Origin of the sequence: Bacillus altaicus, assembly GCF_042136375.2 — a bacterium.
In the GTDB taxonomy this organism is placed as follows: Bacteria; Bacillota; Bacilli; order Bacillales; family Bacillaceae_G; genus Bacillus_A; species Bacillus_A cereus_U.
In genome coordinates, this window is sequence record NZ_CM143394.1 from 4,151,988 (window position 1) to 4,177,531 (window position 25,544).

Consider the following 25,544-nt stretch of genomic DNA (forward strand, 5'->3'; position numbering starts at 1 on the left):
ACTATGAAAAAATGCGATTTCTACTTTAGAAACCGCATTTCCTTACTTATTTACCTTTTGTTTTCAGCTCTGTCCAGTAGCGATCGTAGTCTTTTAACTTATCGTCTACATCAACAAGCCATTCTGTACGATCTAATTCTTCTTTTGTTAAGAAGATCATGTGATTATCACGATATTCTTTACTATGAAGAGGATGAGCTTTTTCATTTGGATTACTGTAACCAATTGACTCGTAGTTTTTCACACTTACTTTTTCATCTAATAAGTAGTTCATAAACTTCTCTGCAAGTTCTTTATTTTTCGCACCTTTTGGAATTGCTAACGTATCAGCCCAAATTGTGCCGCCTTCTTTTGGTACAACGTATCCTACATCTTTATTGTCTTTCGCGATGAATGCTGCGTCTCCAGACCAAACTGTCCCGATCCAAGCATCTTCTGTAATGAATTTTTGTTTAATGTTATCTGTATCGAATGCTAATAAGTTTGGAAGTAGCTTCTGTAAATCATTTGACGCTGTCTTTAACTGTGCATCCTCTTTCGTACTATTAGAGAAACCATTTTTCTTAAGTCCCATTCCTAATACTTCACGAGAATCGTTTAATAAAGTAACATGTCCTTTATATTTCTCGTTCCATAAATCATTCCAGCTTGTAGGTGCTTCTTTCACATACTTTTTATTGTATGCAATTCCTGTTACACCCCAAGTATATACTAAAGAATACTTATTCTCTGGATCAAACGCAGGTGTTTTAAAGTTAGAAACAAGATTCTCGATGTTCGGGATGTTCTTCTTATCTAAAGGTGCCAATAAGTCCATCTTCGCCATCGTTTTCACCATGTAATCAGACGGCTGAATCAAATCATATGTTGCGCCACCAGCTTGTAATTTCGCAAGCATTTCTTCATTACTTGCATATTTATCATAGTTAATTTTCACGTTATATTTCTTTTCAAAATCTCTTAAAACTTGCTCATCAAAATTGTCAGCCCAGCTATAAATGTTTAATTCTTCTTTTTTCTCACCGCAACCAGCAAGTACACCTGCAGCAAGACTGAAGCTAATTGCTATACCAGCTAATCTCTTCACTAATTTCATCGGTTTATTGCCTCCTCGTTCTTTCTATATCATTCGTATTATAAAGGAAGGTGTCCTCCAGAGTTTTCTTCACCGTCTGCACCTTTATTACGGAAGATTTCCGATAGCACCATTAATCCTACAATTACAACAATTAATATTGTAGAAAGAGCATTAATTTCAGGTGATACTCCGCGCTTAACCATACTATAAATGTATAATGGCAATGTTGTTGATCCTGGTCCTGATACGAAGAAACTAATTACAAAATCATCAATCGATAATGTGAATGTTAATAATGCGGCTGAAATAACTCCTGGTGCAATTGCTGGTAACGTTACATAACGAAACGTTTGCCACGGCGTTGCTCCTAAATCGTTTGCAGCCTCTTCTAAATCACGTCCCATACCAGAAAGACGTGCCGCTAAAATAACAACAACAAATGAAATACTGAATGTAATGTGTGCAATAATAATTGTTGTTTTTCCAAGTTCCATACCTAATTGACTAAATAGGATAAGTAAAGATAATCCCATTAAAATATCAGGAATTAAAATTGGTAAATATACAAGACCGTTAATGGCCCCTTCAAAACGATATTTGTAACGGTGTAATGCAATAGCAAAAATTACACCAAGAACTGTCGTCACAATTGTCGTTATCAGAGCAATCGTAATACTATTTACAAACGCATCAATAACATCTTGTTTTTGAAATAAATCTGTATACCAATGGAGTGTAAAGCCCTCCCATTCCGCATTAATGCGAGAATCGTTGAAGGAATATACCATTAAAACCATCATTGGAAAATACAAAAACAATAAGATTAACCAAGAATAAGAAACTAAAAACTTCTTCATTTTTGCCTATTCCCCTCCGTTTCCATCATATTTATATACTTTCGTTGCACGATAATATAAGTAAATTAACAGAACAGAGAATAGAACAACAATCATAGATAACGCAGAACCAAACGGCCAGTCACGTGAACCTAAGAATTGGTTTTGAATTACGTTTCCGATTAATGCTACTTTCGATCCACCCATAACGTCTGATACAACAAACATTCCGATAGAGGAAACGAATACTAAAATAGAACCAGTAGTAATCCCTGACATCGTCATCGGTACTGTTACATTCCAAAATGCCTTTACTGGTGTTGCTCCTAGATCATAAGCTGCCTCTAGCTTACGCTTATCAAGCTGCTCAATTGCTGCATACACTGGTAAAATCATAAATGGTAATAAAGAATATACCATTCCGAGTATTACAGAAGGTGTATTGTATAACAGATTTAAAGGTTCACTAATAATACCTAGTTTCAATAGCAATGTGTTTACAAGTCCTTGTGAACGTAAAATAACAATCCATGCGTATGAACGAACAAGAAAGTTAATCCAGAACGGAATCGTTGCCAATAATAGAAGGATAGAACGATATTTACGATCAACAATTGTAATTGTATAGGCAAATGGATAACCGATTAATAAACATAGTACTGTCGTAATAACCGCAATTTTCACTGTTTCCCATAACGTCCCCATATATAATGGATCAAACACACGCGCTATGTTATCTAATGTAAATTTCATTTCCACTGTCCCGTATGCTCCGCGCTGCATGAAGGCAAATGCTAATACGAACAGAAGTGGAATTAGGAAGAAGAGTAACAGCCATACGACTGTAGGTAATGCGAGTAATTTCCCTTTCTTCAATTTAAGGTCACCTCGTCCTCTTGCCCCCAGCCTACATATACATTATCTCCAATGCTCCACTGTGTTGCTTCTTCAGCAGTTTGGTATGCCATTAGTAATTCCGATGTTTTCTCCTCACGTACATATAGCTTTTCCATATTTCCAACAAATTCAATATCTTCAATATGCCCAAGGTGGTATTCTTTTAAAATTGGCTCTTCAACCGAGCGAACTTTTACATTTTCAGGGCGAACTGCTACGTAGTTTCCCCCATTTTTCACGATATTATTTTCACCGATGAACGTCGCAACGAACAATGTTTTCGGTTGATTGTAAATTTCTTTAGGCGTGCCGACTTGTTCGATATGCCCTTTATTCATAACGACAATACGATCACTCATACTCATCGCTTCTTCTTGATCGTGCGTTACATATATGAACGTAATTCCTAAATTACGTTGTAAGTTTTTCAATTCACGTTGCAAATCTTTTCTTAACTTAAAGTCAAGCGCTCCAAGTGGCTCATCTAATAGTAATACACGTGGGTTGTTTACAATTGCTCTTGCAATTGCTACACGCTGCTGCTGTCCACCAGAAAGCTTCGTAGGTTTACGATTACGGAACTCAAGTAACTGCGTTAAACGCATTGCCTCTTCCGCACGTTCTTTCTGTTCTGCTGCTGATACTTTTTGCATTTTCATACCGAAACAAATATTTTTTTCAACATTCATATGTGGGAATAGTGCGTAATGTTGGAACACTAAATTCATATGACGCTTGTATGGCGGCAAATCGTTAATCTTTTCATCATCTAATAAAAGATTCCCTTTAGTTGGCGTTTCAAATCCTGCGATCATACGAAGTAAAGTCGTTTTCCCGCAACCACTCGGTCCTAAAATTGTTAAAAATTCTCCTTCTTTAATATCTAAAGAAAGAGGGGGGATAATCACTTGATTTCCAAAATGTTTTTCTACTGCTTCAACTTTAATAATCTTTTTCATTTTCCCGTCCTATCTACCTTAAATTTTAATTTTTATATTCATGAATAAATATTTATTTTCTATAGACTATTTTTTGTTTCGATCCAAACAAAAATGGTTGTTTAGCAGCGTTCTCTTCTATTCTTTATGTAGTATGTTTGATTCATTTTTGCATGATACATATGTCGAACAGAAAAACCCCTTCAGTTGCGAAGGGGTTTTTATCATACGGCTACGCCTACTGATAAACACCATCATCATTTTAACAACTTTCGTATGAATTTTAAAGCACTTTTTGTAGAAGAGTAACGAATTTTCATGTCGAATGCTGTAGATTGGGACAAAATGCTTTTATAATGGGAAAAAGTCCGAAAACTTTGTTCACCATGATAGCTGCCTAATCCACTGCTCCCAACACCCCCAAAAGGTAAATATGGCGTTGCAAGATGATATACGACATCATTTATACATCCTCCGCCATATGAAATATTACTCGTCACTTTCTTTTGCACTTTTCTATCTTCAGAAAATACATATAGCGCTAACGGCTTTGGATGGTGCTGAATCGTTTCAATTACTTCTTCTATTTTGTCATATTCTATAATTGGTAAAATCGGCCCAAAAATTTCATCTTCCATAACAGCACTTTGCCATGTAACATTCGTTAACACTGTAGGCTCGATGTGTAATGTTTCTTTCGTATAATTCCCGCCAATCACAGGTTTACCGTCTTGTAAAAATGTACATAAACGTTCAAAATGACGCTCACTCACAATTCGTACATAATTGTCATTTTGTAAAGCATCTTTTCCATATTGCTCTGCGATTTCATGTCGTAATGCCTCGATTAACTGCTCTTTCACTGAAGAATGAACGTACATATAATCAGGTGCTACACACGTCTGCCCAGCATTCAAAAACTTGCCCCAAACGATACGTCTTGCGGTTACATCTAGCTTTGCATCTTTATGTACAATACATGGGCTTTTCCCGCCAAGCTCTAACGTAAGAGGCGTTAATTTTTTTGCCGCTGCTTCCATCACAACTTTTCCAACACCAACACTACCTGTAAAGAAAATATAGTCAAACGGTTCCTTTAAAAGTGCAGTGCTTTCCTCAACACCGCCTTCTACTACCGATACAAGCTCTTCTGGGAATAATTCACCTAACATTCTCGTAAGCACTTTTGAAACGTTTGGCGTTAACTCTGACGGCTTTAAAACGACTGTATTGCCAGCTGCCAATGCTCCTACGAGTGGTGCAATTGCTAATTGAAACGGATAGTTCCACGGTGCGATAATAAGCGTCACACCATACGGTTCTGGCACCACTTTCCCCTTCGATCCAAAATGAGTAAGAGCTGTGCGAACACGCTTTGGTTTACTCCAAGATGAAATATGCTTCATTTGAAAAGAAATCTCTTTTAGTACATATCCAATTTCTGTTGTAAATGATTCGTGAACTGATTTATTCAAATCTAATTTCAACGCTTGAAAAATCTCATCCTCAAAACGCTGAATTCCTTCATAAAGCTTCTTCAAATTATTCTTTCTCGTCTCTAGACTTCTCGTATGTCCTTTGTAAAAATATTCCTTTTGTTTATTTACAATAGAGGAAATACTCATGCACTCACCTTCTCCCACTATTTTTATCCAATTCTTTCATTATTTATATAGACTTCATATGTAACAAATTTCTATTCTTAAAGTTACATTATATATAACTTTTCCCTTTATATAAAATTCATTGCTCACAAAAAAACTACCGAAAGAAAATCTCCCGGTAGTTTTACTGTATTAACGGTATAAACGAACAGCACCTGCAGAATTATCGTCAGCTTGTCCTACTACTTCAAACTTCAGACCAAGCTTCGGTAAAATACGTCCTGCATCTGGAATCTGCTCATTAATATACTTTTTAGAGTCATCGAACTTCGGTACCCCTGGTAATCCATCGTATACGAATGTTCCACGCGTTGGAGATACAACTTTCCAAGCTGGCGTTTTGTCGAATGAGAACGCCGCATCAGCAATTTGGAATCGCGTACTGCTTGTAAATGTTGGTTTGCCATTTAAAGTTCCTGCAATTGCTTCTGGATGAGAGTCAACTACACCAAGGAAACCATGTCCTGGATGTATGCCAACCCAGTTATCTGTGTAAGCTGAATCCGCATACCATACAACCATACCAGTGTTATATACTGGACCGCGAGCAAATTTCAATGCGTTATCTGAACCCGCATAGTTTCTCCACTCTACATAGTAGTTATGCTTTTTCTTATCCATTCCGTTAGATGCAACGAAACCGTCCAATTTGAATTGTGGTGTACCTTCTGCATCATCAGAGAATGCAACATTTCCATCTACAGTTAGTGACGCATTATCAAGTGTAAATCCATTTAACGCCAATCCACCGTCTGTAATATATTCAAATACTAGTTTCACTTTCTTACCTTTGAATTGACTTAAATCATATGATTTATCAACCCATTTTCCATTTGTCGTAGCTGCATTTCCACTATTTGCTTTCTCACCAATTCTTTCAATCAACGTTTTTTGTCCATCTTCTGTTACAGCGTGTACTTCAAGGAAATCGTACTCTGCTTCGATTTCATACAATGACTTATAATCGAATTTTGCAGTCGTTGCTTTCGTTAAATCGAATAGTGGCGTTTCCATCGTTGTATGAAGGTCATCACCTTTTGTGCTGTAGTAATACTGTTTACCAAATGCAGGCTGAATTCCTTTTACATCTTTATCTGGTAAGTTAACACGAATCAGACCTGGACGATCTGACTTCGTAACACTTTGGTCTAAGTATGTTGCAAGACCGATACCTTTATTTAATTTCTCGTAATCTACTTCTACGATATTCGCCCAGTTACCACCGATTGTTTTTTGGAAAAACTCTTTATTTTGTGGTGATAAACTCGTTGGCGTTGTTCCTGCGATTTTACCAGCCCAGCTTCCGCCACTCATAATAGACCAAGCTTCAACCGGTTCACCATCACCGCTATACTGTGTATCATACTCATCTGGAAGACCTAAATCATGGCCATATTCATGTGCGAATACACCAACCGCGCCATCTTCTGGTTCAATTGTGTAGTCGAATGCTGCCATATTTCCGCCCCAATATGGAACTTTCGCTTGTGTACCTTCAATTGCGAATGGTTTTGGTCCAACTGTCCAGCGATGTGACCAAATTGCATCATCACCTAATTTACCACCGCCAGCTTCTTGTCCAACACCCGCATGAATAATCATTAAGTGATCGATTAAACCGTCCGGTTGATTTTGATTCCCATCACCATTTACATCATATTGATCGAACTGATCAAACTGTGATAAATCAAGTCCGCTATCTACAGCCGCTTTTAATGCATCTTTTACTAGATCACGTGGTCCTTTTGGTCCTTTATTATCATGACCTGTACCAGCATCTGCACCGTAATCAGCAGCTTTACCTGGAACTGTTAACCATTTTGTGACTGTTCCGTCCACTGTGTAACTACCACCTGATTGCTCTTCGTAATATTGTTTAAACGTTTCGATTTTGCTTCCATCCTCTAACGCGAATGGCTCATTACCGAATAACATTTTTTCATAATGTTCTTTGTTAAAATCGTTAGAATACATGTAGCCAGGCTCTTTATCAATATTGTTATGCTTGAAATCAGCGTACTCTACAAGTAAAACAAGTACTTTATCTTTACGAACTTCACCGTTATACTCTTTTTGCTTAGCAGGTGAAGTTGGTACTTTCCCATTTAAGCCTCCTCTAACTGGACCTGTTCCTGCTGTAGTCCCGTTTGCTGGCTGCTCTGATTTTTCTTTCGTATCTGCCTTTGCATCTTTCACTTTCTTTAAAAAGTCAGATGCATCTTTCGTAAGTTGGTCCCCACTTGCCGCTTCTTTCCCAGGATTTTCACCCTTCTTTTTCTCTACATACTTTTCGACAGCTTTCTTTGTTTCTGTCCCTGAAGCAGATGAATCAATTACCCCACGTTTTTTTAGCGCATTTGCTAATCTCTCTTCTGGGATTAAGTGATCATCAACTGGGCTTGTAGCTGTCTTGTTCTCCGGCGTTTCAGCATATACAGACTGGCTTCCAGCACCAAACGACAAGCCTAGAACAGCTGTCAAAGCAATTGATGATAACACTTTAAATGGTTTCTTTTTCATCCCTTATTGCCTCCCCTAATATAAAATATGTATTACATACTCTATATTATTAAAAATTCAATATATTTTCAATATTTAGTTATATTATGTAATTTTTTTAATATATTTGTAAAAATTTCATAGTTAGTATACGAATATATCACAATTCAACAATGTTTTCAGAAAATATTGAAAATATTTGCCAGAAACTTTATAATCGCCATAGAGGGAATTTAATGGGGATTTTATCTTTGTTTCATCTACAAAATATTTGATAATTCACTATATAAAATACAAAATCCTATTGCATTATCATATATTCTGTAGCAGCAATTATGACCACTAATTAGGGAGGAATTACATTTGTACAAAGATAAGGCTGACTCACTAGATCAAGAATGGATTGATTTAATACTTGAAGCTCTAGATGCTGGCATTGCCCTGCAAGATATTGAACACTTTTTTCAACGTATGAAGCATACGAGCCAGGCTCAATAGCCTCGTTCTTTTTAACGAAGTTTATGTTATAATAATCACATCATAAGACGACTACATATTGATAGAAAGGTGCGCAAATATGATAGGAGAACGTATAAAACGCCTTCGTTTACAAAAAGGCATTTCATTAACAGAACTCGCCGAAAAAGCTGGTGTCGCTAAATCTTACATTAGTTCTATAGAACGGAATTTACAAAAAAACCCTTCTATTCAGTTTCTTGAAAAAATTGCAGCTGTTCTACAAATTCCAGTTGATACTTTACTTCACGATGAAACAACAACGGAAAGTCATCTAGACTCCGAATGGACACAGCTCGTTAAAGATGCGATGAGCTCTGGTGTCTCAAAAGAACAGTTTCGTGAATTTCTCGAATTTACACAATGGAAGAAAAATCAACAATAATACATATGAAAGAGTGCTTAAAACGGGCACTTCTTTTTTTCTTTATAAAAAAAAGCGGGGAATCCCCCGCTTTTTTTATTTATTATTTTTCTTCGCCATCTGTTTGGTTAGCATTGAATGTCCATTCTAAGTTCAATGAATCGCCTTGGAATTTATTTTGATCTTTACCATCATCTTCGAATACAAATTGTACCCATAGATAGTCTTCTGAATTTGGTGCTAGACCACCATTCTCTGCCCACTCTGGAGCAAAGATGTCTTTAGCTAAAACATCTGGATCCACATTTTGTAAATCTGCTAAAGTTGTTTCATATACAGGCTCACTTTGTTTATCCCAGTTCCAAAGGAATTTCACTTTAATATGCTTACCAAAGTCTTCACCAGCATTATCACCTTTTGCATCTTTCACAGTATACTTTGTCGCTAATTTAACGTCTTTAATCGCTAAAGTACCGTCGTTCTTTAATAAGAACTCTTTCTTAACAGAATCCCCTGGTTTTAAATCTTTAATATCTACAAGCGTTTTAGGGTTTAGTGTAAGATCTAACGTCCCAGCTGCAAATGTATTGTTTGATACTTCTTTATCGCTAAAGTAAGCGAATGTTCCTCCACCAATTAAAGATAACCCCAATGCTGCTGATGCAACTCCCATACCTAATTTCTTTTTCAGACTCACAATCAATTCCCCCTAGCCGTTTTTTGTATTTTTATCTCTTATTTCAAAATAAGAGGTGTAACTAAAACTATATTAGCTTAGCTAATATTTGTTCTTTTTTAAAAACCTTAAGTTCATTATAACGAACAAACCTATATAAATACAACAATATTTTTTTAGTATTTTCAATTATTTTTATTTCTCAATATTGTTTTGATTTTTCAGATTTTTTATCTCATTCCAACACATTTTCTATTAGAAGCACACGAGAGCAAGACAATAAGTGCGAGGATAAATACTCCCCCACACTTATATACATTATTCTCTTTCATGACAATCTCTAAGTTGTGCTAGCCACAATATTATTGGTTAGTTGAAGTAGCATTCTCATTAAATCACTTGCTCAGGCTACTTAGCTGTTTCTGTTTGTTTCTGTTCTTCTACCTTCTTTTTCTCTTCTGCTTTCTTTTGTTCTTCTATCTTCTTCTGTTCTTCTACTTTCTTTTGTTCTTCTATCTTCTTCTGTTCTTCTACTTTCTTCTGTTCTTCTATCTTCTTCTGTTCTTCTATCTTCTTCTGTTCTTCTACTTTCTTTTGTTCTTCTGCTTTCTTCTGTTCTTCTGCTTTCTTCTGTTCTTCTGCTTTCTTCTGTTCTTCTACTTTCTTTTGTTCTTCTGCTTTCTTCTGTTCTTCTGCTTTCTTTTGTTCTTCTGCTTTCTTCTGTTCTTCTACTTTCTTCTGTTCTTCTACTTTCTTTTGCCCTTCCGCTTCAATTGCAACATTTAATTGTTGCTGGAGAGCCTGGATCTGTTCATCAATAGCTTGCAAGCTAACTTCTTTCTCAATATAATCGCGCTTCTCTTTTATACTGCGAAAGCCTTCATTCACATATAAAGCTACTTGCTGAATCGACTCATCTTTATTTCCCTTTAATTCTTCTTGTATTTGATTATAAGGAGTTTCTATTGCAGTATATACATTTTGTAAAGCTTCCTTCTCAGAAGTAATTTTCTCACGTCCTTGCTGCCATACTACAATTGCCTGTTCTATTTCTTCAATAGAAGTTGCTTTCAATTTCCCCTTCATTGTTCCATACTCATGCTCAATAAACTGTTTATGTTGCTCAGCTTGCTCTTTTAACGTATTAACTGTTTTCGGAAATATAATTGCTGTAGAAAGCGTCGCTTCTACTTTCGTTTCATGAATAAATGCCGCTTCTGTATGCGTCATGACTTGAGATCCTAAATAAAACGTAATAGAGCACACACACGGCAATATAAGCATCTTTTTTAAATTACGCGGTCTTTTCAGCATCTTAATCTCTCCCATCGAACAATGTGTTCTTTATACAGAACATTATCTTTATTATAATAAAGAACTATACAAAATGATAGCCATATGCTAGAAAAATAGAAAAAGGGCTATCCATGTGATAGCCCTTTTTTATTATTATCTTGCTTCACCTTCTGTTTGTTGTGCATCAAACGTCCAAGTTAAATTTAGTTTATCGCCTTGGAATTCATTTTGGTCTTTTTTATTATCAACAAACTCGAATTTCACTGTAAATTTATCTGACTTACCTGCAGAAATACCTTTTTCATCCCAGAACCAAGCAGATAAATCATTGTCTACCGCTGTAAGTGTGTCACCCTTCAATTTATCTAGCGTTGTTTCTTTTACAATTGTTTCATGCTTATCTACATTCTTTAAGAATGTTACTTTAATATGTTTACCAAAATCATCTTTATTGTCGCCCTTCGCATCGATTACTTTGTAATCTGTTTTTAGTAAAACTTTTTTAATGTCTAAAGAGCCTTTATTTTCTAGTTTAAAATCTCTTTTAATTGTATCGCCAGGCTTTAAATTCGATACATCAACAACTGTCGATGGGTTTGCCGCTAAATCAAGTGTACCAGCCGCAAATGTATTGTTTGACACTTCTTTGTCGCTAAAGAATGCAAATGTTCCTCCACCAACTAATGCTGCTCCTAGTACTGCTGATGCGATACCCATTCCTAATTTTTTCTTTAAAGTCATGTCCAAATCCCCCATAATATATATTTGTTAACTTCCTAATAGGAAGATATAACCAAACTAACTATACGGATTGTTCTACTTTTTTATCTTTCTTTTCTCCGTCGATGCTACGAATAGCGCCAAAAATAGAAATCGCGGAATAACCAAGTAAAAAGACTCCTGGAATAATAAGAAGTAATGCTGCTCCCGCTTTTGAACTCGCATAATTCAGTCCATAACCAACGTATGGAACTGTAATATCTGCATACTTTCCGATTACATTCTCTGCAAGTACTGGTGCTAAATCTGGTCCGTTGTTGTTATCCCCTTTTGTTTCATACATTACTTTTCCATTTGTATCTTTCACACCGATAATACGGTGAGTGATAATTTTGTCATTTTTCTCTTTAAACGTAATAACATCGCCTTTTTTATATTTAGAGCCATCTTTAGTTGGCTCTATTGCAATGATTGATCCTGTTAAAAATGTCGGTTCCATCGATCCTGATAACACTGATTTAAATTGATATCCCATCACAGTTGGATCCCCGCCACTCGCTTTTGACGAAACAACTACAAAAGCTAAAAAAACCATCAATGCAAATAAAACAAATGAGATAACGTTGCTAATAATCTTCCAAACTAATTTCATCGTCTCTCTCCCTCTCTGTTGTTTTATATTATTTGAAATATGTAATATCCACTTTAGTTCTTTAACAAGAACACAAGTAAATAATATAACGAACAATACAGAAATGCAATAAGAAAATTTACAATTATTAGTTAAATAACTTTTAAAATGCATACAAAAAGACCGTGACAAAACCTCATCACAGTCTCCATACTAGCAATTTATTTTTCTTCTGATTTCATTCCTTGTTTATTTCGACGCAGCACTACATATAAAATGGCTCCAAATAATACAATCGCACCTATCCCAACACTTATCACTTTCACATTGGATTCCTTTACTTCAGGTGCAACTGTATCTTTTTTAGGCATCGCAAACGTAACATCTTCTTTTGAAAGAACATTAATAGTTGCAATTGTTTGATTGTTTTTCGTAATATCAACTGCACCAACTATCTCACCACGATGGATTCCTTTATGATACAAAGATTCTTTATCTAATGGAGCCGCTCGGAAAGTAGTTTTCACATTTTTCCCTTCATCCTTCTTTAGCATAAGCTCAGCACTTTTTTCCAATTCAGAATCAACATCTTTATTTAAATACGTTGTCTTTTGATGCCAACTATGTTTATCTAGTACCGTTTGCTTCGTAAATTGCCCAAAAGAATATTCCGCCATCTGCTTCAAATCTTCATAAATTTCAGGTCTTTGAGAAGCCATTACTACATTTATAATGCGATTCCCATCCTTCTCATTTAATAAAACGAGCGTATTGCGCGCTTCATTCGTAAATCCTGTCTTACCACCAATGCTATATGGATTTTCAAAATAAGTAGACTTATTAAAAATAGAAACTATTTGCGTAGATGTCGTAACCGTCGTTCTTTTCGTATTCATCGCTTGTAAAATTTCAGGATACTTTTGCACACCTCTCGTAATCATCGCCATATCATATGGCGTCGTATAATGATTTGGATCATGCAATCCATTTGGCGTTACAAAATGGCTATCTTTAGCCCCTAATTGCTTCGCCCTTTCATTCATCATATTAGCGAAATTTTCAACACTTCCCCCAATACGCTCCGCAATCGCATACGACACATCATTCGCACTCAGCACCATTAAAATCATAAGTGCAGTATTTCTATTAATAGTCTCACCAGGTTGAAACTCAATTTGATAATTACTCTTCTCTTGATCTAATGCTAATTGTGAAAACGTAAATTGATCCTCTGGCTTCGTATGCTCCATTAGTAAAATCGCCGTTAACACTTTCGTCATACTAGCAGGGAACGCACGATGATGTGCATTTTTGTCGTACAACACATCTCCTGTTTTCGCATCAATCGTAGTCGCAAACTGACTAAAAACATTCGGCCCTTCCGCAGGTGGCGGTGCCACTTGCTCCGGATTTACTCCAATATTCGTCTCAGCATATAACGTCATAGGTGTCAAAAAAAATAAACAAATAACCATAATAAAAACCGAAATTTTCTTAAAATTAACCATATGACTCTCCCTTTTCCCTTTACTTTCACATCCTATAAAATAACTCTACCAATCTATATGTAATTTGTATTAATTTGGAAGAATATTCACTATTTTTTACTATATCACACTTTTGCGATGAAGAACATAAATATACAATAAAAAATAAGAAGGAATTACTCTTTCTTATCCTTCTCATCAATCAACGAATCTATTAACTTTTGCCCAGCTTCCTCAGCTGTAATCTCATCCGTCATACCCATAAACGACCAACCCTTAGAATCGACCCACTCAACGAACTCTTGCAAAAACTCATCATGCGTCACATCCACATCAAGAATCGAACCATCAATCGAAATCGTTCTATTTCTAGACACACGCATCTTGAACATTTTTCTTACCATTACAATTATTCTCCCTCTACTCCTGAATATTTATAAATATCTTGTACTTCTTTTATACATGATTTCTTAAAAATTGTAAAAAGGATATATTGGCCAATTTGCATATTAAAAATGAAAATCTCTTACTATATAATCCTCACATTACATTCATTTCGTCATAAATTACGGAATACATCCATATAAAAAAACAAACCAACTTACATTATATCACACCAAATACACTTGACTTTAGTACAATTAAATGGAATATATTAGAAAAATACCTTAAAATGCGGAGGAACTCCATGGCGCGTTGTACATATTGTAAAACGAAGTGGAAAATAAAAGATGTATGGTCGCTTCTCATAACATTCGAAAAAGATTGTCCGTATTGTTTCGGAAGACAATATATGTCTAATGATACCTTTCATCATGCTAACGCCGCTTTACCTTTGCTATTCTTATGTCCTTTACTTGTTGATCTAAGTGACGAAAATCCTTTAGATAAATATCGAAAATAATATAACCGCTACATTCAAAACCTATTTTCTATTCAGTTCTCTCCTTATTAATTCTCCCTTTATTCACTACTAGTATACTTGCACATGCTCCCTCTTTAAAAACTTATTATAAAAATATTGTAAAATTTCAGTTAATTATATATAATTACTTTAGCATAATGATTAAAGATGCTATTATATATAGCATTTTTGAAGATCCCGTAGCTCAGCAGGGAGAGCGCCACCTTGACAGGGTGGAGGTCGTGAGTTCGAGCCTCTCCGGGATCATACTGAAACCCCTTGATATTCAAGGGGTTTTCTTATATATAACAGTTTATCAAAAAGGATGTAACAATACTTTCGGGGCAGAAATGGGGCAGAAAAATTCACACAGAGAATTTTAATTTAATGATAAAGAAAAATATATTCTACTTAATGTCCTATTATTTAGGAGTTCACTTTGCAATAACCTTACTTGTTTTCATACTCCAATAAAATAATCAAGCATCTTATTTACAAACTATAGATACAAAAAATACCTCTTAAGCAATTTTAGTGCACACTTTTTACTTAAGAGGTATTCTATTATATTTTTGCTTGTCTCTTCACTTAAAATAACGTTTTGTGCGGATTTTTCATTTCATTATTTCTAAAGTTCTTTTCAGTAATGCTAAATCAATTGTTTATTTTCCCCTTAATATTAATTAACGCAATGTAGTCGTATATTTTTCAACAATACGATCACAAGTCAGATGATAATTTACTAATAAACCATAGACCTCAGAGGGTGTCCACAATTGTGGTGTCTTTGTTGCCAAGGATTTCCCTAATTTGTGTAAGGCACTTTTAAATTGATTAAGTAAATTTATATCCATCACTCTACCATTAGTAGGTGGATGGACATTATCAAAACACTTATTTCCTTTATGCATTATTATTGGGATATATTTCTGATCAACACCATATTTATCGTCATGCCATTGAATAGAATGGAGCAGTTGTTCGATTTCCGATCTGGATATTTTACTATTTATACTGTTATTTTTCGCCTCGATTACTAAATTAATGCCATTCTCCATCCTCCAAAGATTATCTGGTCCATCTCCCTCATCTTCGTCTGGCATTTGTGAAGAAAACCCTAAAAATTCTCCTATACGAAAAACACTCTTCTCAAAGGAAAAAGAATCTACATCTGGAGAATAAACTAAATCAGAATAAAGACTTTCAATGCCTATAACAACATCTGTTGCATTGGTAAACTGCTTTAGCCATTGAACAATTAACTCAGCTTGTCTTCCTCTCGTTTTAGTTAACTTAGAATAGGTATGATTTTGTGGTTTAAGAACCTTAGAAGATAAATTTCTTGCTTTAACTTGCATATCTATCGCACTAACTGGATTTACTGTATATAATATACTTGCACCAATCTGAAAATACCACGCTTCATCTACTTTATTCAAATTCTCTTTATTGGTATTAATTATATCACGTATCATTTCAGAAGCGTCTTTGTGGTACTCATCTCTGTGCTTTAATAAGGCTATACGCTCAGCATCTGCAATATGTAGTAACTGAGAAGAGACCTCACTCTCTTCATATTCCGATTGTGCATTTAGTATCATATCCTTATGATACGTTCGCCAATCACTATCTCTCGATAAACAAGCTTTTACTGCCTCATGTATTTCTTTTAGTGCCTCCTCACTTGAAGTCGGTTTGTAATCACCGAATAATTCTAAACCGAAATCAAGTTGCTTTCTTGTAGCCGAACCAAAAAAGGCCCTATTTCTGTCAATTCCAATAAAGTTTAATAAAGCATTGTCAAGAATAAATACACTACAATAGTCACTCCCTGATCGTACCGCTCGTCCTAAACCTTGTTCAATAGTTTGAGCAATTTGAGCATCTATAAAAGGTGATCCTTCACGTACTACAGAAATATATCGTTCTCTTGCTGTTTGAACTTTAGGTAACCCATCAAGTACTAATATTCTGCATGCATCACCAGCTAAATCCACTCCATCATAACGGTTTATAAACACCATAAGGTTTCCTTTAGATTCCTTTAAAGTTTTTGTTGCCCATTCAATATTTTCTTTATCTACTAATGTTGCATTAAGCCCTTTCCAACTTTTAGCCTTTTGTTTGTTAGGTACGATAACAACAACATTATGTTCAATTGCGTATGTCGCAATTATAGATCGCATCGCTTCATCATCCAAATCAGCATAATATCTTTTCGGGGCAATTACAAGCCGCTCGCCTGCATCACCTTGATTGTCTACTTGAATAGGTTCTTCTACTGATTTTTTATCAATACCAAGTTCCGTAATTAAGTCCGTACTATTATTAAATGTTGCTGAAAGTACATAACGATGTTTTGCATTAAAAAACGAAGCGATTTTCTGAACAGGAATTTGTAACGGCGTTATCTCAATCTTACTTCCACTAATAAAACATTGACAGCTAGAAATATCATCCCCAATAAGTCCCCATGTATATCGTATTACTGAATCGTCCTTTTCATACAAATCTTGAAGAATTGTCATTACACTATCTTTTTGTTGTCTCCAAGCCCAATATGGTACCAAACGAGCGACAGATTGTTCACCTTTGTTAATAGCTATATACGCTCCTTCACCTTGTTCACGGAGAGATGATTCAAAAAGCTGAAATAATCTACTATATGCAGGATGCTCCCTCTCAATCTCTATTGTACTTTGTTGTCGGGCCTTTTTGATACAACTATGAGCATCATCTATCACTAATGCACCTATTTCTTGTATAGGTCTATATCCATATCCTTCAATACCAAATATTGACCTTCCATTAAACAACCTTTCGAAAGTAGTAATAAGTATGGCTTTCCCATTAACAAACTCTAAAGGAAACTCTGCTGGCTGATTGATAGATTGAGGAATTGTCACAACTGGGATATTATGAATCTTTGCCTGTTCAATAGCTTGATTAAGCAGCTGTTTATCAGGGCATAAGTATACAGCAGGTCCAATCCCCTCATTAAGTTTTGATAATAGCATCAACTGTCCAATTAATGTTTTTCCAGCCCCTGTATTTAGAATACCTACAACATCCCTTTGGGAGCTATTGTTATGCCACTGTTGCAAAAATTCCTTCTGAATATCACGTAGATAATCATATCCTTCTTGATGGATTAATGTCTTAAATATCTCGGTGGGATTAGTAACTTTCTGTGCTTTACTGAAATTCCCATCTTTAATTCTATTTTTAAATAAACCCATTAAACCCTCCTCCTTTTAGTTAACATTCGCACATTATACATTAAATCACTTGTCGATTGTTATCGAAAATTGTCGACAATACTATCTGATATCTAAAGAGATAATATGTAAGTAAACCGAGCATTTACTAAATGTTCTGGTTAACATCACTCTTTTCAGCTAAACAAGAAAAAGTATAACTATGAACCTCTCAACAATTAAGTTCATTTATTTTGTAAAAACCCATGTAATACTATGTGAAAAAATTCAGTACTACAATGAAATATTACATACACCCTTTCTATCCTATATAGCTTAAAAACACCTCATTCACGTTTGAGTTTATTCTTTAAAAGTAACATGATTTTTAAAATGTTCCGTATTCTAATGGAGTACTTTCATAAAACGTTCCAATAGCACTCCATTTAAGTCTTATAGTATCAAAGGATTAAAAGTATTAAATTAAGTTGTGCTTGTTTTATAACAAAACCTAAAAATTATGCGGTACGAGAGCACAACGTGTGCAATATAATGTAAAAATGTGTGCATAGATAAATTGGAATATCAATTATAATTAAATGCTTTATAGAGGGGAAAAGAGAAATCTTTGTGTTAGTTTGTTTTGTAAAAAGAGTTGAAGTACTCCAATAACCACGTTTTCCTCACGTATTCTATGTTTTCTCCATTTTTTTGGGGAACTCCTCATAAAACCCTTATCATTTCTTATCAATAGTAACAGTCAACATACATATATTGAGTTCGTTTGTTTTGTAAAATTCTATGTAATACTACGCAAAAAGGGTGCAGCACTACAATGAGTACTACATATAAAAAGGTGCATTATATAGGTTAAAGTAACATTTTAGGCATTCGAATTTGTTTTGCGAAGAGAACGCTCCTTTTAGTAATGGTAACGTTACTTTTAATACGTTCCATAAAACAAGCTTATTCTAATGGAGTAACGCAGGAGTACTCTATAAAAGTACTCCATTAATCTTTTATCTTACAATGGTAATTGAATCTGATTATTAATATTCTGCCACCACTGCTCTTCCTTGATGTATTTTTTTGCACACTGAATATTTTTACAATAAACCCCCAATTTAGCAGCTGATAATTTTTTAACTTCGGCTACATGTCCACATTCTTTGCAACGAGTCTTTGTCTTTTTATTTAACATATATCAATCACCTCTAATTTTCTTTTATAGAAAAGCAACCATTACAAGTGATAATGTCAATACAAAGTAAACAGCTATCCATACATAAGATTTGTCACAGATTTTAAAGAGAAAAAGAGTAACTTTACACTACCCCTCTATAAGATGACTATTATAATTTATTTTCACCTTTAGTAAAGATCTTCTGCTGCTGGCTCATCGTAACTACGATAAGAATCTTCAATTCTCTTATTACAGTCGCTACAATAATCCCAATAACCCCATTCCCCTGGTTCAGAGAAAATACTACTATTTTTTTCACAATTACAAAATTCTTGTTCTTTTTCAGTAATCATAACGCACCATCCTTAATTCATTATTTTGCACTGGAAATTTCACGAAGACATAACACATCTTTGGAATCTATCTTCATAATACTTAGCTTTTAGTTCATCGATCTTTAAAGTAAGCCCAATTCTTTCTGCAATTTCTATCGTTTCTCCCCAAAGCCCATTTTTGTGATTAGGCCAATTCTTCATGTATTCCCCTAAATTCATTTTTGTTAATTGTTTGAAATTATTATCAATAGATTCTCCATTGGATGGAACCCCAAAAGAAATATTAGTTACCGCTCCATCTTCTAAGTCAATTCCTTTAAAAATAGGAGTCGATATTTCAATATACGGATTAACATCATGTTGAAATGGCGAATGAGAACGATATAGTCCTACATCATAAGGAAATCCATCTAAAGTAATCCACGAATGACAAAATGGAAAAGGTATTTTTGAAGACTTAGTAAATCCAATTTCTAAATTCGGCTTAAATCCTTGCTCTTTAAGTAAAATATATAAAATACTTGAAAGTGCATGACAAGCTCCAATCCATTGCTTTCTCATAGCATGATTAAAAACAGCGAAATATGTTTCCACCAATCTCTCGTTATTAGGAATTTCTGATGATAATTGAAGTGCTCTTTGTTTCCAAATATCTACAGGCTTTTGAATTTTATCGATACAGCATTTCTTATATTTCCGTCCACTTCCACAAGGACATGGTTCATTACGTTCACACATATTGTTTTATTCCTTCCTTAGCTATATTTTGCATAATAGAGTGTATTAAACTTAGACACTCGTGAAGGTGTATTTTCTTGTGGTACCTTTTTCTAATCTATGAGTTGTATTAAATTTGAACAATTTCTTCTTAGGTGTCCAATTTGTCCAATAAACAACAGGTCCATTGAGTGAAAATACAAGTGAAAAGTATAGTAAATATTTGTTTGAAATACAGATTGATCAAAATGGATTCTTTTCTATTTCTGAATGAACTTTCTGTTTTATAAAAAAGTTTAATTATTTCAATAATCATATTTCACAACCAACAAATTAATTTTGCATATCCGTATATTAATCTTCAAAGTTCTCCTCACTTTCCTCTATTCTCAATGCTAAGTAATCTTCAATTTCATCAAGAACATCAGGAATGTCTCTGATTATAGGAAGCTCTGATAATATATTTTCCTTGTAAAAATTCATATAAGAATTTTTTTGTTTCTCCTTTTTTGCCCTTTTAGGAATTAAATATTTAACAATACTGCTTTCTAAATCAACTTGTAAATCATCAGAATACAATATTAGATGATAATTTTGAAACCAGTATTGTTCATCAACCTTTTCTTTTAACTTATCAATTTCCTCTTTTTCGAAGTACCCATCTTTTAGGTAATATGAAATTAATATTTGATTGTTTGTTTCGATTACTCTACTTCTATTTTCTATCAATACATCTGTAAAACCGAATATTTTTATTGCGTAATAAAAATATAATTGCTCTTCATTAAATGATGTTTTAAGTGCTTCTCTATATCTAACTTGGAAAAATTTAAGAAATTTATTCTTATCAAAATTGCTCATAGCATTAAATTTATCCACCGTATACAACATAGTCTCGGGAGATAAATTAAGAAGAAAACATAGTTGGTGGTAATCATAATCCTTAACTTGATATTGCTCAAGGTCTAGCTCTCTAAAATATTTCGTCTTAAAAAAATTATTTATAAAGACTTTCTTAAGTTTATCATCCTCCAATTTTGACACTCTAAAAACAAGTTGGTTAATAAAATATAGCTTGTTATCCTCTCTTTCTTTGTCGAATCTTACATTACAATGGGCAATTAATTTTTTCCAGTACCTTGCAACTAAGTTGTAATTATTGAAAGATTCATATGTCCAAACTTCTTTTTTGTTATCATTTCTTTCTAATTCATATTTTTCCAACACTTTATCAAAAATCTTTATTACTTCATCAGTATCATTCTTATTACAGAAAAAGTAAAAATCATCAGAGAAATAGGAGAACTCGCAGTCAATCCTCGAATTTCTAATTTCTTCTTCAATGTCATTACTGATATTCTTCAAGTTACTTTCTGCGAAATATAATGACAAGTAATTCCCCATTATTAATCCATTTGTTTTTCCTTGATTCATATTGGATAGGAATCGTTCTTCATGTTCCTCAAAGTCTATTAAATGGGTATATATCCTTCCGTAGTATTCCTTTATATCCATTTTAAGCAGCTGGTCATATACGCATAATCTGTTAAAATCATCTTCTAATTGTCTATCGTACTCTCCTGATACAAAATCTCCAGTATCAATATTTGCAGATAAGCGTTTATGTAAAGGATCTAAATTTTGAATGGTATCAAAATTTGATAAATCCTTAAAATGTTCATAAGCAACTACAAAGTTTAAAATATTCGGCATTTTAAGGGTGCGATACGTATCTTCTTGTTTTTTAACTCTAAAATTAAAAGGTTCCACCCAGATCAGTTTACTAATATCAAATGAGGATATATCTGTCGGTAATTTAAGTATATCAATATCAAGAAAATGCTTAACTGCATTTTTAAAATTATATAAATTATTAAGTTTCATTTTTTTCCTCCTAACAATGTGAATCATCATTTCAGCTAAACCTTTATATATATTATTGTACTAATGTGCAGCTTTTTTATATAGTATTTTTTAGTTAAAAATACATTTAGACTTCAAGAGTAATAAATATATGTTCTTTTTTCACTTAACTGCTTCTTTTCTTTAAATAAGAAAAAACAAAAAAAAATTATAATTCCGATTGATCTATAAATTTTTAAAGATATAACGTTTACCAAACCTCCCTATTGGAAAAGACTTTATCAAGAAAGGAGGATAAAACTTGATTACATCTCGTAAAATTAGGCTTTCTATAGTTTCGGATAATGCAACAGAAGCCTATAACTTTATTCGTAAAGAAATGAGAGAGCAAAATAAAGCCCTAAACGTTGCTCTGAATCATTTGTACTTTAATTCTATTGCCAGACAAAAGATTTTATTAGCTGATGAAGCGTATCAACAAAAATTAAAAGACGCTATAAATTCACAAGAAAAATCATTTAATACACTAAAAGAACTTGAGCGAAAACAGTGCATAGAAGAAGATTTTGAAAAGAAACAAACTTTAAAAGAACGTTTAATCAAAGCAAAAAATGCTTACGAGAAAGTAAAAGAAAAGGTAAGTCATTTACGTAAAAATAGAAGTAAAGATTCATTTCAAGAGTATAAGAATATAATTGGACAGGTTGAACAAACACATCTACGGGATATCATTTCCTCTCAATTTAACTTACATTCAGATACAAAAGACCGACTCACAATGATTGCGAATCAAGATTTCAAAAACGATATAGGTGAGGTTTTATCTGGTGATCGCTCATTAAGAACATATAAAAAAAATAATCCTCTCTATATAAGAGGTAGAAACATCGTCTTATATAAAGAAGGTAATGAGTTCTTTATAAAGTGGATAAAAGGAACTGTCTTTAAATGTATTCTGGGAGTTAAAAATCAAAATAAAACTGAGCTTTACAAAACATTAGAATGCATACTTACTGGTGATTATAAAATATGTGATAGTTCAATGAATTTTAATCAACAAAATAAACTGATTCTGAATTTAGCATTAAACATGCCAGAAAAAAGCGAAAATAGGAAAGTTCCAGGACGTATTGCAGGAATTGATTTAGGACTTAAAATACCTGCTTATTTTTCAGTAAATGATGCTCCTTATATCCGAAAAGCCATCGGTAAAATTGAAGACTTTCTAAAAGTCCGTACCAGCATACAATCTCAAAAGCGGAGTTTAGAACGTGCCCTCCAATCCTCTACAGGGGGAAAGGGAAGAAAAAAGAAACTAAAAGCATTAGATCAATTTAAAGAAAAAGAAAAAAACTATATCACAACCTATAATCACTTTATTAGTAAAAAAATCATTAGTTTAGCTGTCCAATACGGCGTTGAGCAGATTAACTTAGAGTTGTTAACTTTAAAAGAAACACAAAAGAAATCACTTTTACGTAACTGGTCGTATTATCAACTACAACAATTCATTGAGTATAAGGCTAACAGAGAAGGAATTTTAATTAAATACGTTGATCCATTTCAAACTTCACAAACCTGTAGTAAATGTGGTCACTATGAGGACGGACAAAGAGAAAAACAAGATACTTTTTGTTGTAAATCTTGCGGATTTAAGGCTAATGCAGATTATAATGCCGCCCGTAATATTGCAGCGAGTACAAAATATATCACAAATAAAGAAGAAAGCGAATATTACCAGCAAAATAATAATGAAATAGCGTGACATGGAGTCAATAATAACGCTGGGGCGATTCTCCGTCCTGGGGGTGAGGAGACATAAAATCACTCACCAAAGGTTAAGCTTGTGTGTTATGTTACTGCACAAGAGCGATACATATTGTTTTAAAACCCAAATTGCATCAAACCTAAAATTTGCAATACATGTTGTAAAAATAGATACACTAACAGTTTAATAATTTTTTATGATTAGATATTTACTGCAACTTGTTAAAAATTAGTGCTATAAAAATGCTGATATGTCAATAGTTCTTCAGGCAAAAGAGATGGGGGTTTTGGATACAATCTGTATTGTTAGAATATTATCCCTATCTATAAATGCTGGGGAAAAGGAATCGTTTTGGATACAATCTGTATTGTTAGAATAGCCGAATATACCCAAAAGTAAGATTTACGATAGTCGTTTTAAAAACAATATATATCGCTAGAATCATGTGCATATTTTACCATCAAACAATCATTTGTTCGTTTTCATTACAGTATGTGATGTTAGAATTAGTTTAGATACTAATTAATCCTTTTCCATAAATTTTAAATACAATAAAAAGACGTGAACTATCCACGTCTTTTTTATTACTGTTAATTATTATGTTCAATATATCTCTTTAAATAAAAATATCCTTGTATAAACCCATGAATAAAATAATCCCTTGAAGATACAGCACAATAATAATTTATCGCATCATCAAGTTCATTAACATTTAATTTAGTACTGTTCATGATTTCTTTTAATGTACATTCATATTCTAATGTAGGCTGAGACTCGTCGAATTTTTCTCTATCAAAAATCTGCTCTGCAACCTGAGTTAATATATCCTGCATACCTGCTTCATACATTGTTGTAGCATATGTAAGTTCATCTTTCATACATAGTTCTTTCTTATTAATTACATCAACCACTTTACTTAAAGATACTACGTTTGTCATTCCTATTCCCTCCGTTATTCTACAGCTGTAAAAGATTATGTTCCTGCTCCAAGCTGTATACTGATTTAATTAATTATCAAATAATGTTTTAGAAATAGCTGCGTGCCTAATTATTAGAGTGATAAGTAAAAAACTCTGTGAACATATCTATTCCTGTTTCTCTTCTTCTAATCGTAGAAATAGCTATCATAAAAGCTAATCCTACATTGAAAACAAATTTATTCTCATAGCATCTATTCATTAGAAATTCTTTAAATACATCTTTTCCAAAGTACTCTCCATGATTATTTGCAACATGCTCTAAGGTATTTTTATATGTCCAAGTCCCTTCCTCCACATAGTTCTTTATAGGTGGAAATAACGTAAAAAACTCCTCTATACGTTTAAACAACATTAACTCGTCAACTTTGTTTATGACCATTAACACCAAATCTGGATTGGTTTTTGCAAATTCTGTAGGAAATCCATCTAATATACGACCTAACTTAATTAATAAATTATAAGGATTGTCTATCCCCTTGTCAGTTAAATCAGTAGCTAATGATTTCAACATTTTTATTTTTGTATCAATAATCATCGAATTCCCTCCTTTAATATAAAAAAACTTTTAACGTTTTATTTCTTCCTTTTTATAAAATCTAAGTAGCCTTTTGTTTTCATTAATACATAGTCAAATGTAGCTGCCTTAGCGATTATCTTTACACTGGAAGGTTGTTTATCAGTATTCCAGTGTGATTCCCTCCAAGCTGTCCAGAAACCGTTTATATAATCGATATACACGCAGCTTGTCTTACTTAGAGTTAATGTGTAGAGTGTTCCGCTCAGTGCTACCATGTAACCTGCTGCCTTTGCTTTTTCATCTCTTTTCTTTGTTTCATCTTGATTCGATGCAGGAGCAGTTGGCATGTTTATCGTCTCCTTTATTTCTATTTACACAAAAAGTTCCCCCAATTACCCCAATAAGCTGTATCCCTTGTGGCTGTAAGGATAGAAGTGTTCCCATCCTAAATCCCACTTGTTCCCGTTTCCCCAGTTTA

General features: G+C 33.8%; 24 protein-coding genes and 1 tRNA gene. 5 read left to right on the forward strand and 20 right to left on the reverse strand.

The window, feature by feature from the left end:
* Positions 1-46: 46 nt before the first annotated feature.
* The 6 genes from potD to inhA1 all read right to left on the reverse strand — a co-directional run bounded on the left by potD (position 47) and on the right by inhA1 (position 7,933).
* Positions 47-1,096, reverse strand: coding sequence for a spermidine/putrescine ABC transporter substrate-binding protein PotD (gene potD / locus ACE38F_RS21490; protein WP_341307354.1), 1,050 nt, complete (start codon positions 1,094-1,096; stop codon positions 47-49).
* 38 nt (positions 1,097-1,134) lie between these two features.
* Positions 1,135-1,935, reverse strand: a complete 801-nt coding sequence (potC, locus tag ACE38F_RS21495) for a spermidine/putrescine ABC transporter permease PotC (protein ID WP_215555633.1) — start codon at positions 1,933-1,935, stop codon at positions 1,135-1,137.
* Between the two features lie 6 nt (positions 1,936-1,941).
* The gene (potB, locus tag ACE38F_RS21500; protein WP_002126118.1) at positions 1,942-2,790 is read right to left on the reverse strand and encodes a spermidine/putrescine ABC transporter permease PotB; all 849 of its coding nucleotides are present in this window, start codon (positions 2,788-2,790) and stop codon (positions 1,942-1,944) included.
* A complete protein-coding gene (gene potA, locus ACE38F_RS21505; RefSeq protein WP_375369859.1) occupies positions 2,787-3,770 on the reverse strand; it encodes a spermidine/putrescine ABC transporter ATP-binding protein PotA in 984 nt (327 codons plus the stop codon). The genes potB and potA overlap by 4 nt, the downstream gene beginning before the upstream one ends.
* 236 nt (positions 3,771-4,006) lie before the next feature.
* Entirely contained in the window at positions 4,007-5,374 is a 1,368-nt protein-coding gene (locus ACE38F_RS21510; RefSeq protein ID WP_375369860.1) for an aldehyde dehydrogenase, read from the reverse strand.
* 171 nt (positions 5,375-5,545) lie between these two features.
* A complete protein-coding gene (gene inhA1 / locus ACE38F_RS21515) occupies positions 5,546-7,933 on the reverse strand; it encodes a M6 family metalloprotease immune inhibitor InhA1 (RefSeq protein WP_002188852.1) in 2,388 nt (795 codons plus the stop codon).
* 342 nt (positions 7,934-8,275) lie between these two features.
* On the opposite strand from inhA1, the gene ACE38F_RS21520 reads away from it, so the two are divergent.
* Together ACE38F_RS21520 and ACE38F_RS21525 are read left to right on the forward strand one after the other, a co-directional pair.
* Positions 8,276-8,410, forward strand: coding sequence for an anti-repressor SinI family protein (locus ACE38F_RS21520; protein ID WP_002011474.1), 135 nt, complete (start codon positions 8,276-8,278; stop codon positions 8,408-8,410).
* 79 nt (positions 8,411-8,489) lie between these two features.
* A complete protein-coding gene (locus ACE38F_RS21525) occupies positions 8,490-8,813 on the forward strand; it encodes a helix-turn-helix domain-containing protein (protein ID WP_002011473.1) in 324 nt (107 codons plus the stop codon).
* 82 nt (positions 8,814-8,895) lie between these two features.
* Here the strand turns inward: ACE38F_RS21525 and calY are convergent, their stop codons facing one another.
* From calY to ACE38F_RS21555, 6 genes are all read right to left on the reverse strand, one after another.
* A complete protein-coding gene (calY, locus tag ACE38F_RS21530; RefSeq protein WP_215555630.1) occupies positions 8,896-9,489 on the reverse strand; it encodes a biofilm matrix protein CalY in 594 nt (197 codons plus the stop codon).
* A 387-nt stretch (positions 9,490-9,876) separates the two neighbouring features.
* Complete coding sequence (locus ACE38F_RS21535) at positions 9,877-10,782, reverse strand: DUF4047 domain-containing protein (protein ID WP_375369861.1); 906 nt, start codon at positions 10,780-10,782, stop codon at positions 9,877-9,879.
* Positions 10,783-10,917: 135 nt separating this feature from the next.
* Positions 10,918-11,505: a TasA family protein gene (locus ACE38F_RS21540; protein ID WP_375369862.1), complete on the reverse strand. Its 588-nt coding sequence runs from the start codon at positions 11,503-11,505 to the stop codon at positions 10,918-10,920.
* A 61-nt stretch (positions 11,506-11,566) separates the two neighbouring features.
* Positions 11,567-12,136 (reverse strand): signal peptidase I SipW, encoded by a 570-nt coding sequence (gene sipW / locus ACE38F_RS21545; RefSeq protein ID WP_016104223.1) that lies wholly within the window; start codon positions 12,134-12,136, stop codon positions 11,567-11,569.
* A 200-nt stretch (positions 12,137-12,336) separates the two neighbouring features.
* Complete coding sequence (locus ACE38F_RS21550; protein WP_375369864.1) at positions 12,337-13,623, reverse strand: D-alanyl-D-alanine carboxypeptidase family protein; 1,287 nt, start codon at positions 13,621-13,623, stop codon at positions 12,337-12,339.
* A gap of 155 nt (positions 13,624-13,778) precedes the next feature.
* Positions 13,779-14,006: a hypothetical protein gene (locus tag ACE38F_RS21555; RefSeq protein ID WP_375369865.1), complete on the reverse strand. Its 228-nt coding sequence runs from the start codon at positions 14,004-14,006 to the stop codon at positions 13,779-13,781.
* A gap of 284 nt (positions 14,007-14,290) precedes the next feature.
* On the opposite strand from ACE38F_RS21555, the gene ACE38F_RS21560 reads away from it, so the two are divergent.
* Both ACE38F_RS21560 and ACE38F_RS21565 read left to right on the forward strand, forming a co-directional pair.
* Positions 14,291-14,506 (forward strand): hypothetical protein, encoded by a 216-nt coding sequence (locus ACE38F_RS21560; RefSeq protein WP_375369866.1) that lies wholly within the window; start codon positions 14,291-14,293, stop codon positions 14,504-14,506.
* 194 nt (positions 14,507-14,700) lie between these two features.
* Positions 14,701-14,773 (forward strand) — tRNA-Val (locus ACE38F_RS21565).
* A 416-nt stretch (positions 14,774-15,189) separates the two neighbouring features.
* Here ACE38F_RS21565 and ACE38F_RS21570 read toward each other — a convergent pair.
* From ACE38F_RS21570 to ACE38F_RS21590, 5 genes are all read right to left on the reverse strand, one after another.
* A complete protein-coding gene (locus tag ACE38F_RS21570) occupies positions 15,190-17,745 on the reverse strand; it encodes a DEAD/DEAH box helicase (protein WP_375369868.1) in 2,556 nt (851 codons plus the stop codon).
* A 982-nt stretch (positions 17,746-18,727) separates the two neighbouring features.
* Entirely contained in the window at positions 18,728-18,904 is a 177-nt protein-coding gene (locus ACE38F_RS21575; protein WP_375369869.1) for a hypothetical protein, read from the reverse strand.
* Between the two features lie 170 nt (positions 18,905-19,074).
* Positions 19,075-19,239: a hypothetical protein gene (locus tag ACE38F_RS21580; protein WP_179879507.1), complete on the reverse strand. Its 165-nt coding sequence runs from the start codon at positions 19,237-19,239 to the stop codon at positions 19,075-19,077.
* Between the two features lie 39 nt (positions 19,240-19,278).
* A complete protein-coding gene (locus tag ACE38F_RS21585; protein WP_375369870.1) occupies positions 19,279-19,959 on the reverse strand; it encodes a YecA family protein in 681 nt (226 codons plus the stop codon).
* Between the two features lie 333 nt (positions 19,960-20,292).
* Entirely contained in the window at positions 20,293-21,822 is a 1,530-nt protein-coding gene (locus ACE38F_RS21590) for an RNA-dependent RNA polymerase family protein (RefSeq protein WP_098290815.1), read from the reverse strand.
* A 280-nt stretch (positions 21,823-22,102) separates the two neighbouring features.
* On the opposite strand from ACE38F_RS21590, the gene ACE38F_RS21595 reads away from it, so the two are divergent.
* The gene (locus ACE38F_RS21595; RefSeq protein ID WP_375369871.1) at positions 22,103-23,566 is read left to right on the forward strand and encodes an RNA-guided endonuclease TnpB family protein; all 1,464 of its coding nucleotides are present in this window, start codon (positions 22,103-22,105) and stop codon (positions 23,564-23,566) included.
* A gap of 593 nt (positions 23,567-24,159) precedes the next feature.
* Here ACE38F_RS21595 and ACE38F_RS21600 read toward each other — a convergent pair.
* From ACE38F_RS21600 to ACE38F_RS21610, 3 genes are all read right to left on the reverse strand, one after another.
* On the reverse strand, positions 24,160-24,507 hold the full coding sequence (locus tag ACE38F_RS21600) for a hypothetical protein (RefSeq protein ID WP_375369872.1): 348 nt from the start codon (positions 24,505-24,507) through the stop codon (positions 24,160-24,162).
* Positions 24,508-24,613: 106 nt separating this feature from the next.
* Positions 24,614-25,084, reverse strand: a complete 471-nt coding sequence (locus ACE38F_RS21605) for a hypothetical protein (protein WP_375369873.1) — start codon at positions 25,082-25,084, stop codon at positions 24,614-24,616.
* Between the two features lie 38 nt (positions 25,085-25,122).
* A complete protein-coding gene (locus ACE38F_RS21610; protein ID WP_098290808.1) occupies positions 25,123-25,413 on the reverse strand; it encodes a hypothetical protein in 291 nt (96 codons plus the stop codon).
* Between the last annotated feature and the right edge of the window lie 131 nt (positions 25,414-25,544).

Excerpts from the sequence above, each read along its gene's own strand:
- ACE38F_RS21560 (WP_375369866.1), top strand. The coding sequence starts at position 14,291 with ATGGCGCGTTGTACATATTGTAAAACGAAGTGGAAAATAAAAGATGTA.
- ACE38F_RS21510 (WP_375369860.1), bottom strand. The coding sequence starts at position 5,374 with ATGAGTATTTCCTCTATTGTAAATAAACAAAAGGAATATTTTTACAAA.
- ACE38F_RS21535 (WP_375369861.1), bottom strand. The coding sequence starts at position 10,782 with ATGCTGAAAAGACCGCGTAATTTAAAAAAGATGCTTATATTGCCGTGT.
- ACE38F_RS21550 (WP_375369864.1), bottom strand. The coding sequence starts at position 13,623 with ATGGTTAATTTTAAGAAAATTTCGGTTTTTATTATGGTTATTTGTTTA.
- sipW (WP_016104223.1), bottom strand. The coding sequence starts at position 12,136 with ATGAAATTAGTTTGGAAGATTATTAGCAACGTTATCTCATTTGTTTTA.
- ACE38F_RS21610 (WP_098290808.1), bottom strand. The coding sequence starts at position 25,413 with ATGCCAACTGCTCCTGCATCGAATCAAGATGAAACAAAGAAAAGAGAT.
- potC (WP_215555633.1), bottom strand. The coding sequence starts at position 1,935 with ATGAAGAAGTTTTTAGTTTCTTATTCTTGGTTAATCTTATTGTTTTTG.
- ACE38F_RS21555 (WP_375369865.1), bottom strand. The coding sequence starts at position 14,006 with ATGGTAAGAAAAATGTTCAAGATGCGTGTGTCTAGAAATAGAACGATT.
- potA (WP_375369859.1), bottom strand. The coding sequence starts at position 3,770 with ATGAAAAAGATTATTAAAGTTGAAGCAGTAGAAAAACATTTTGGAAAT.
- ACE38F_RS21580 (WP_179879507.1), bottom strand. The coding sequence starts at position 19,239 with ATGATTACTGAAAAAGAACAAGAATTTTGTAATTGTGAAAAAAATAGT.
- inhA1 (WP_002188852.1), bottom strand. The coding sequence starts at position 7,933 with ATGAAAAAGAAACCATTTAAAGTGTTATCATCAATTGCTTTGACAGCT.
- ACE38F_RS21590 (WP_098290815.1), bottom strand. The coding sequence starts at position 21,822 with ATGAAACTTAATAATTTATATAATTTTAAAAATGCAGTTAAGCATTTT.
- ACE38F_RS21525 (WP_002011473.1), top strand. The coding sequence starts at position 8,490 with ATGATAGGAGAACGTATAAAACGCCTTCGTTTACAAAAAGGCATTTCA.
- ACE38F_RS21605 (WP_375369873.1), bottom strand. The coding sequence starts at position 25,084 with ATGATTATTGATACAAAAATAAAAATGTTGAAATCATTAGCTACTGAT.
- ACE38F_RS21570 (WP_375369868.1), bottom strand. The coding sequence starts at position 17,745 with ATGGGTTTATTTAAAAATAGAATTAAAGATGGGAATTTCAGTAAAGCA.
- potD (WP_341307354.1), bottom strand. The coding sequence starts at position 1,096 with ATGAAATTAGTGAAGAGATTAGCTGGTATAGCAATTAGCTTCAGTCTT.
- ACE38F_RS21540 (WP_375369862.1), bottom strand. The coding sequence starts at position 11,505 with ATGACTTTAAAGAAAAAATTAGGAATGGGTATCGCATCAGCAGTACTA.
- ACE38F_RS21585 (WP_375369870.1), bottom strand. The coding sequence starts at position 19,959 with ATGTGTGAACGTAATGAACCATGTCCTTGTGGAAGTGGACGGAAATAT.
- ACE38F_RS21600 (WP_375369872.1), bottom strand. The coding sequence starts at position 24,507 with ATGACAAACGTAGTATCTTTAAGTAAAGTGGTTGATGTAATTAATAAG.
- ACE38F_RS21575 (WP_375369869.1), bottom strand. The coding sequence starts at position 18,904 with ATGTTAAATAAAAAGACAAAGACTCGTTGCAAAGAATGTGGACATGTA.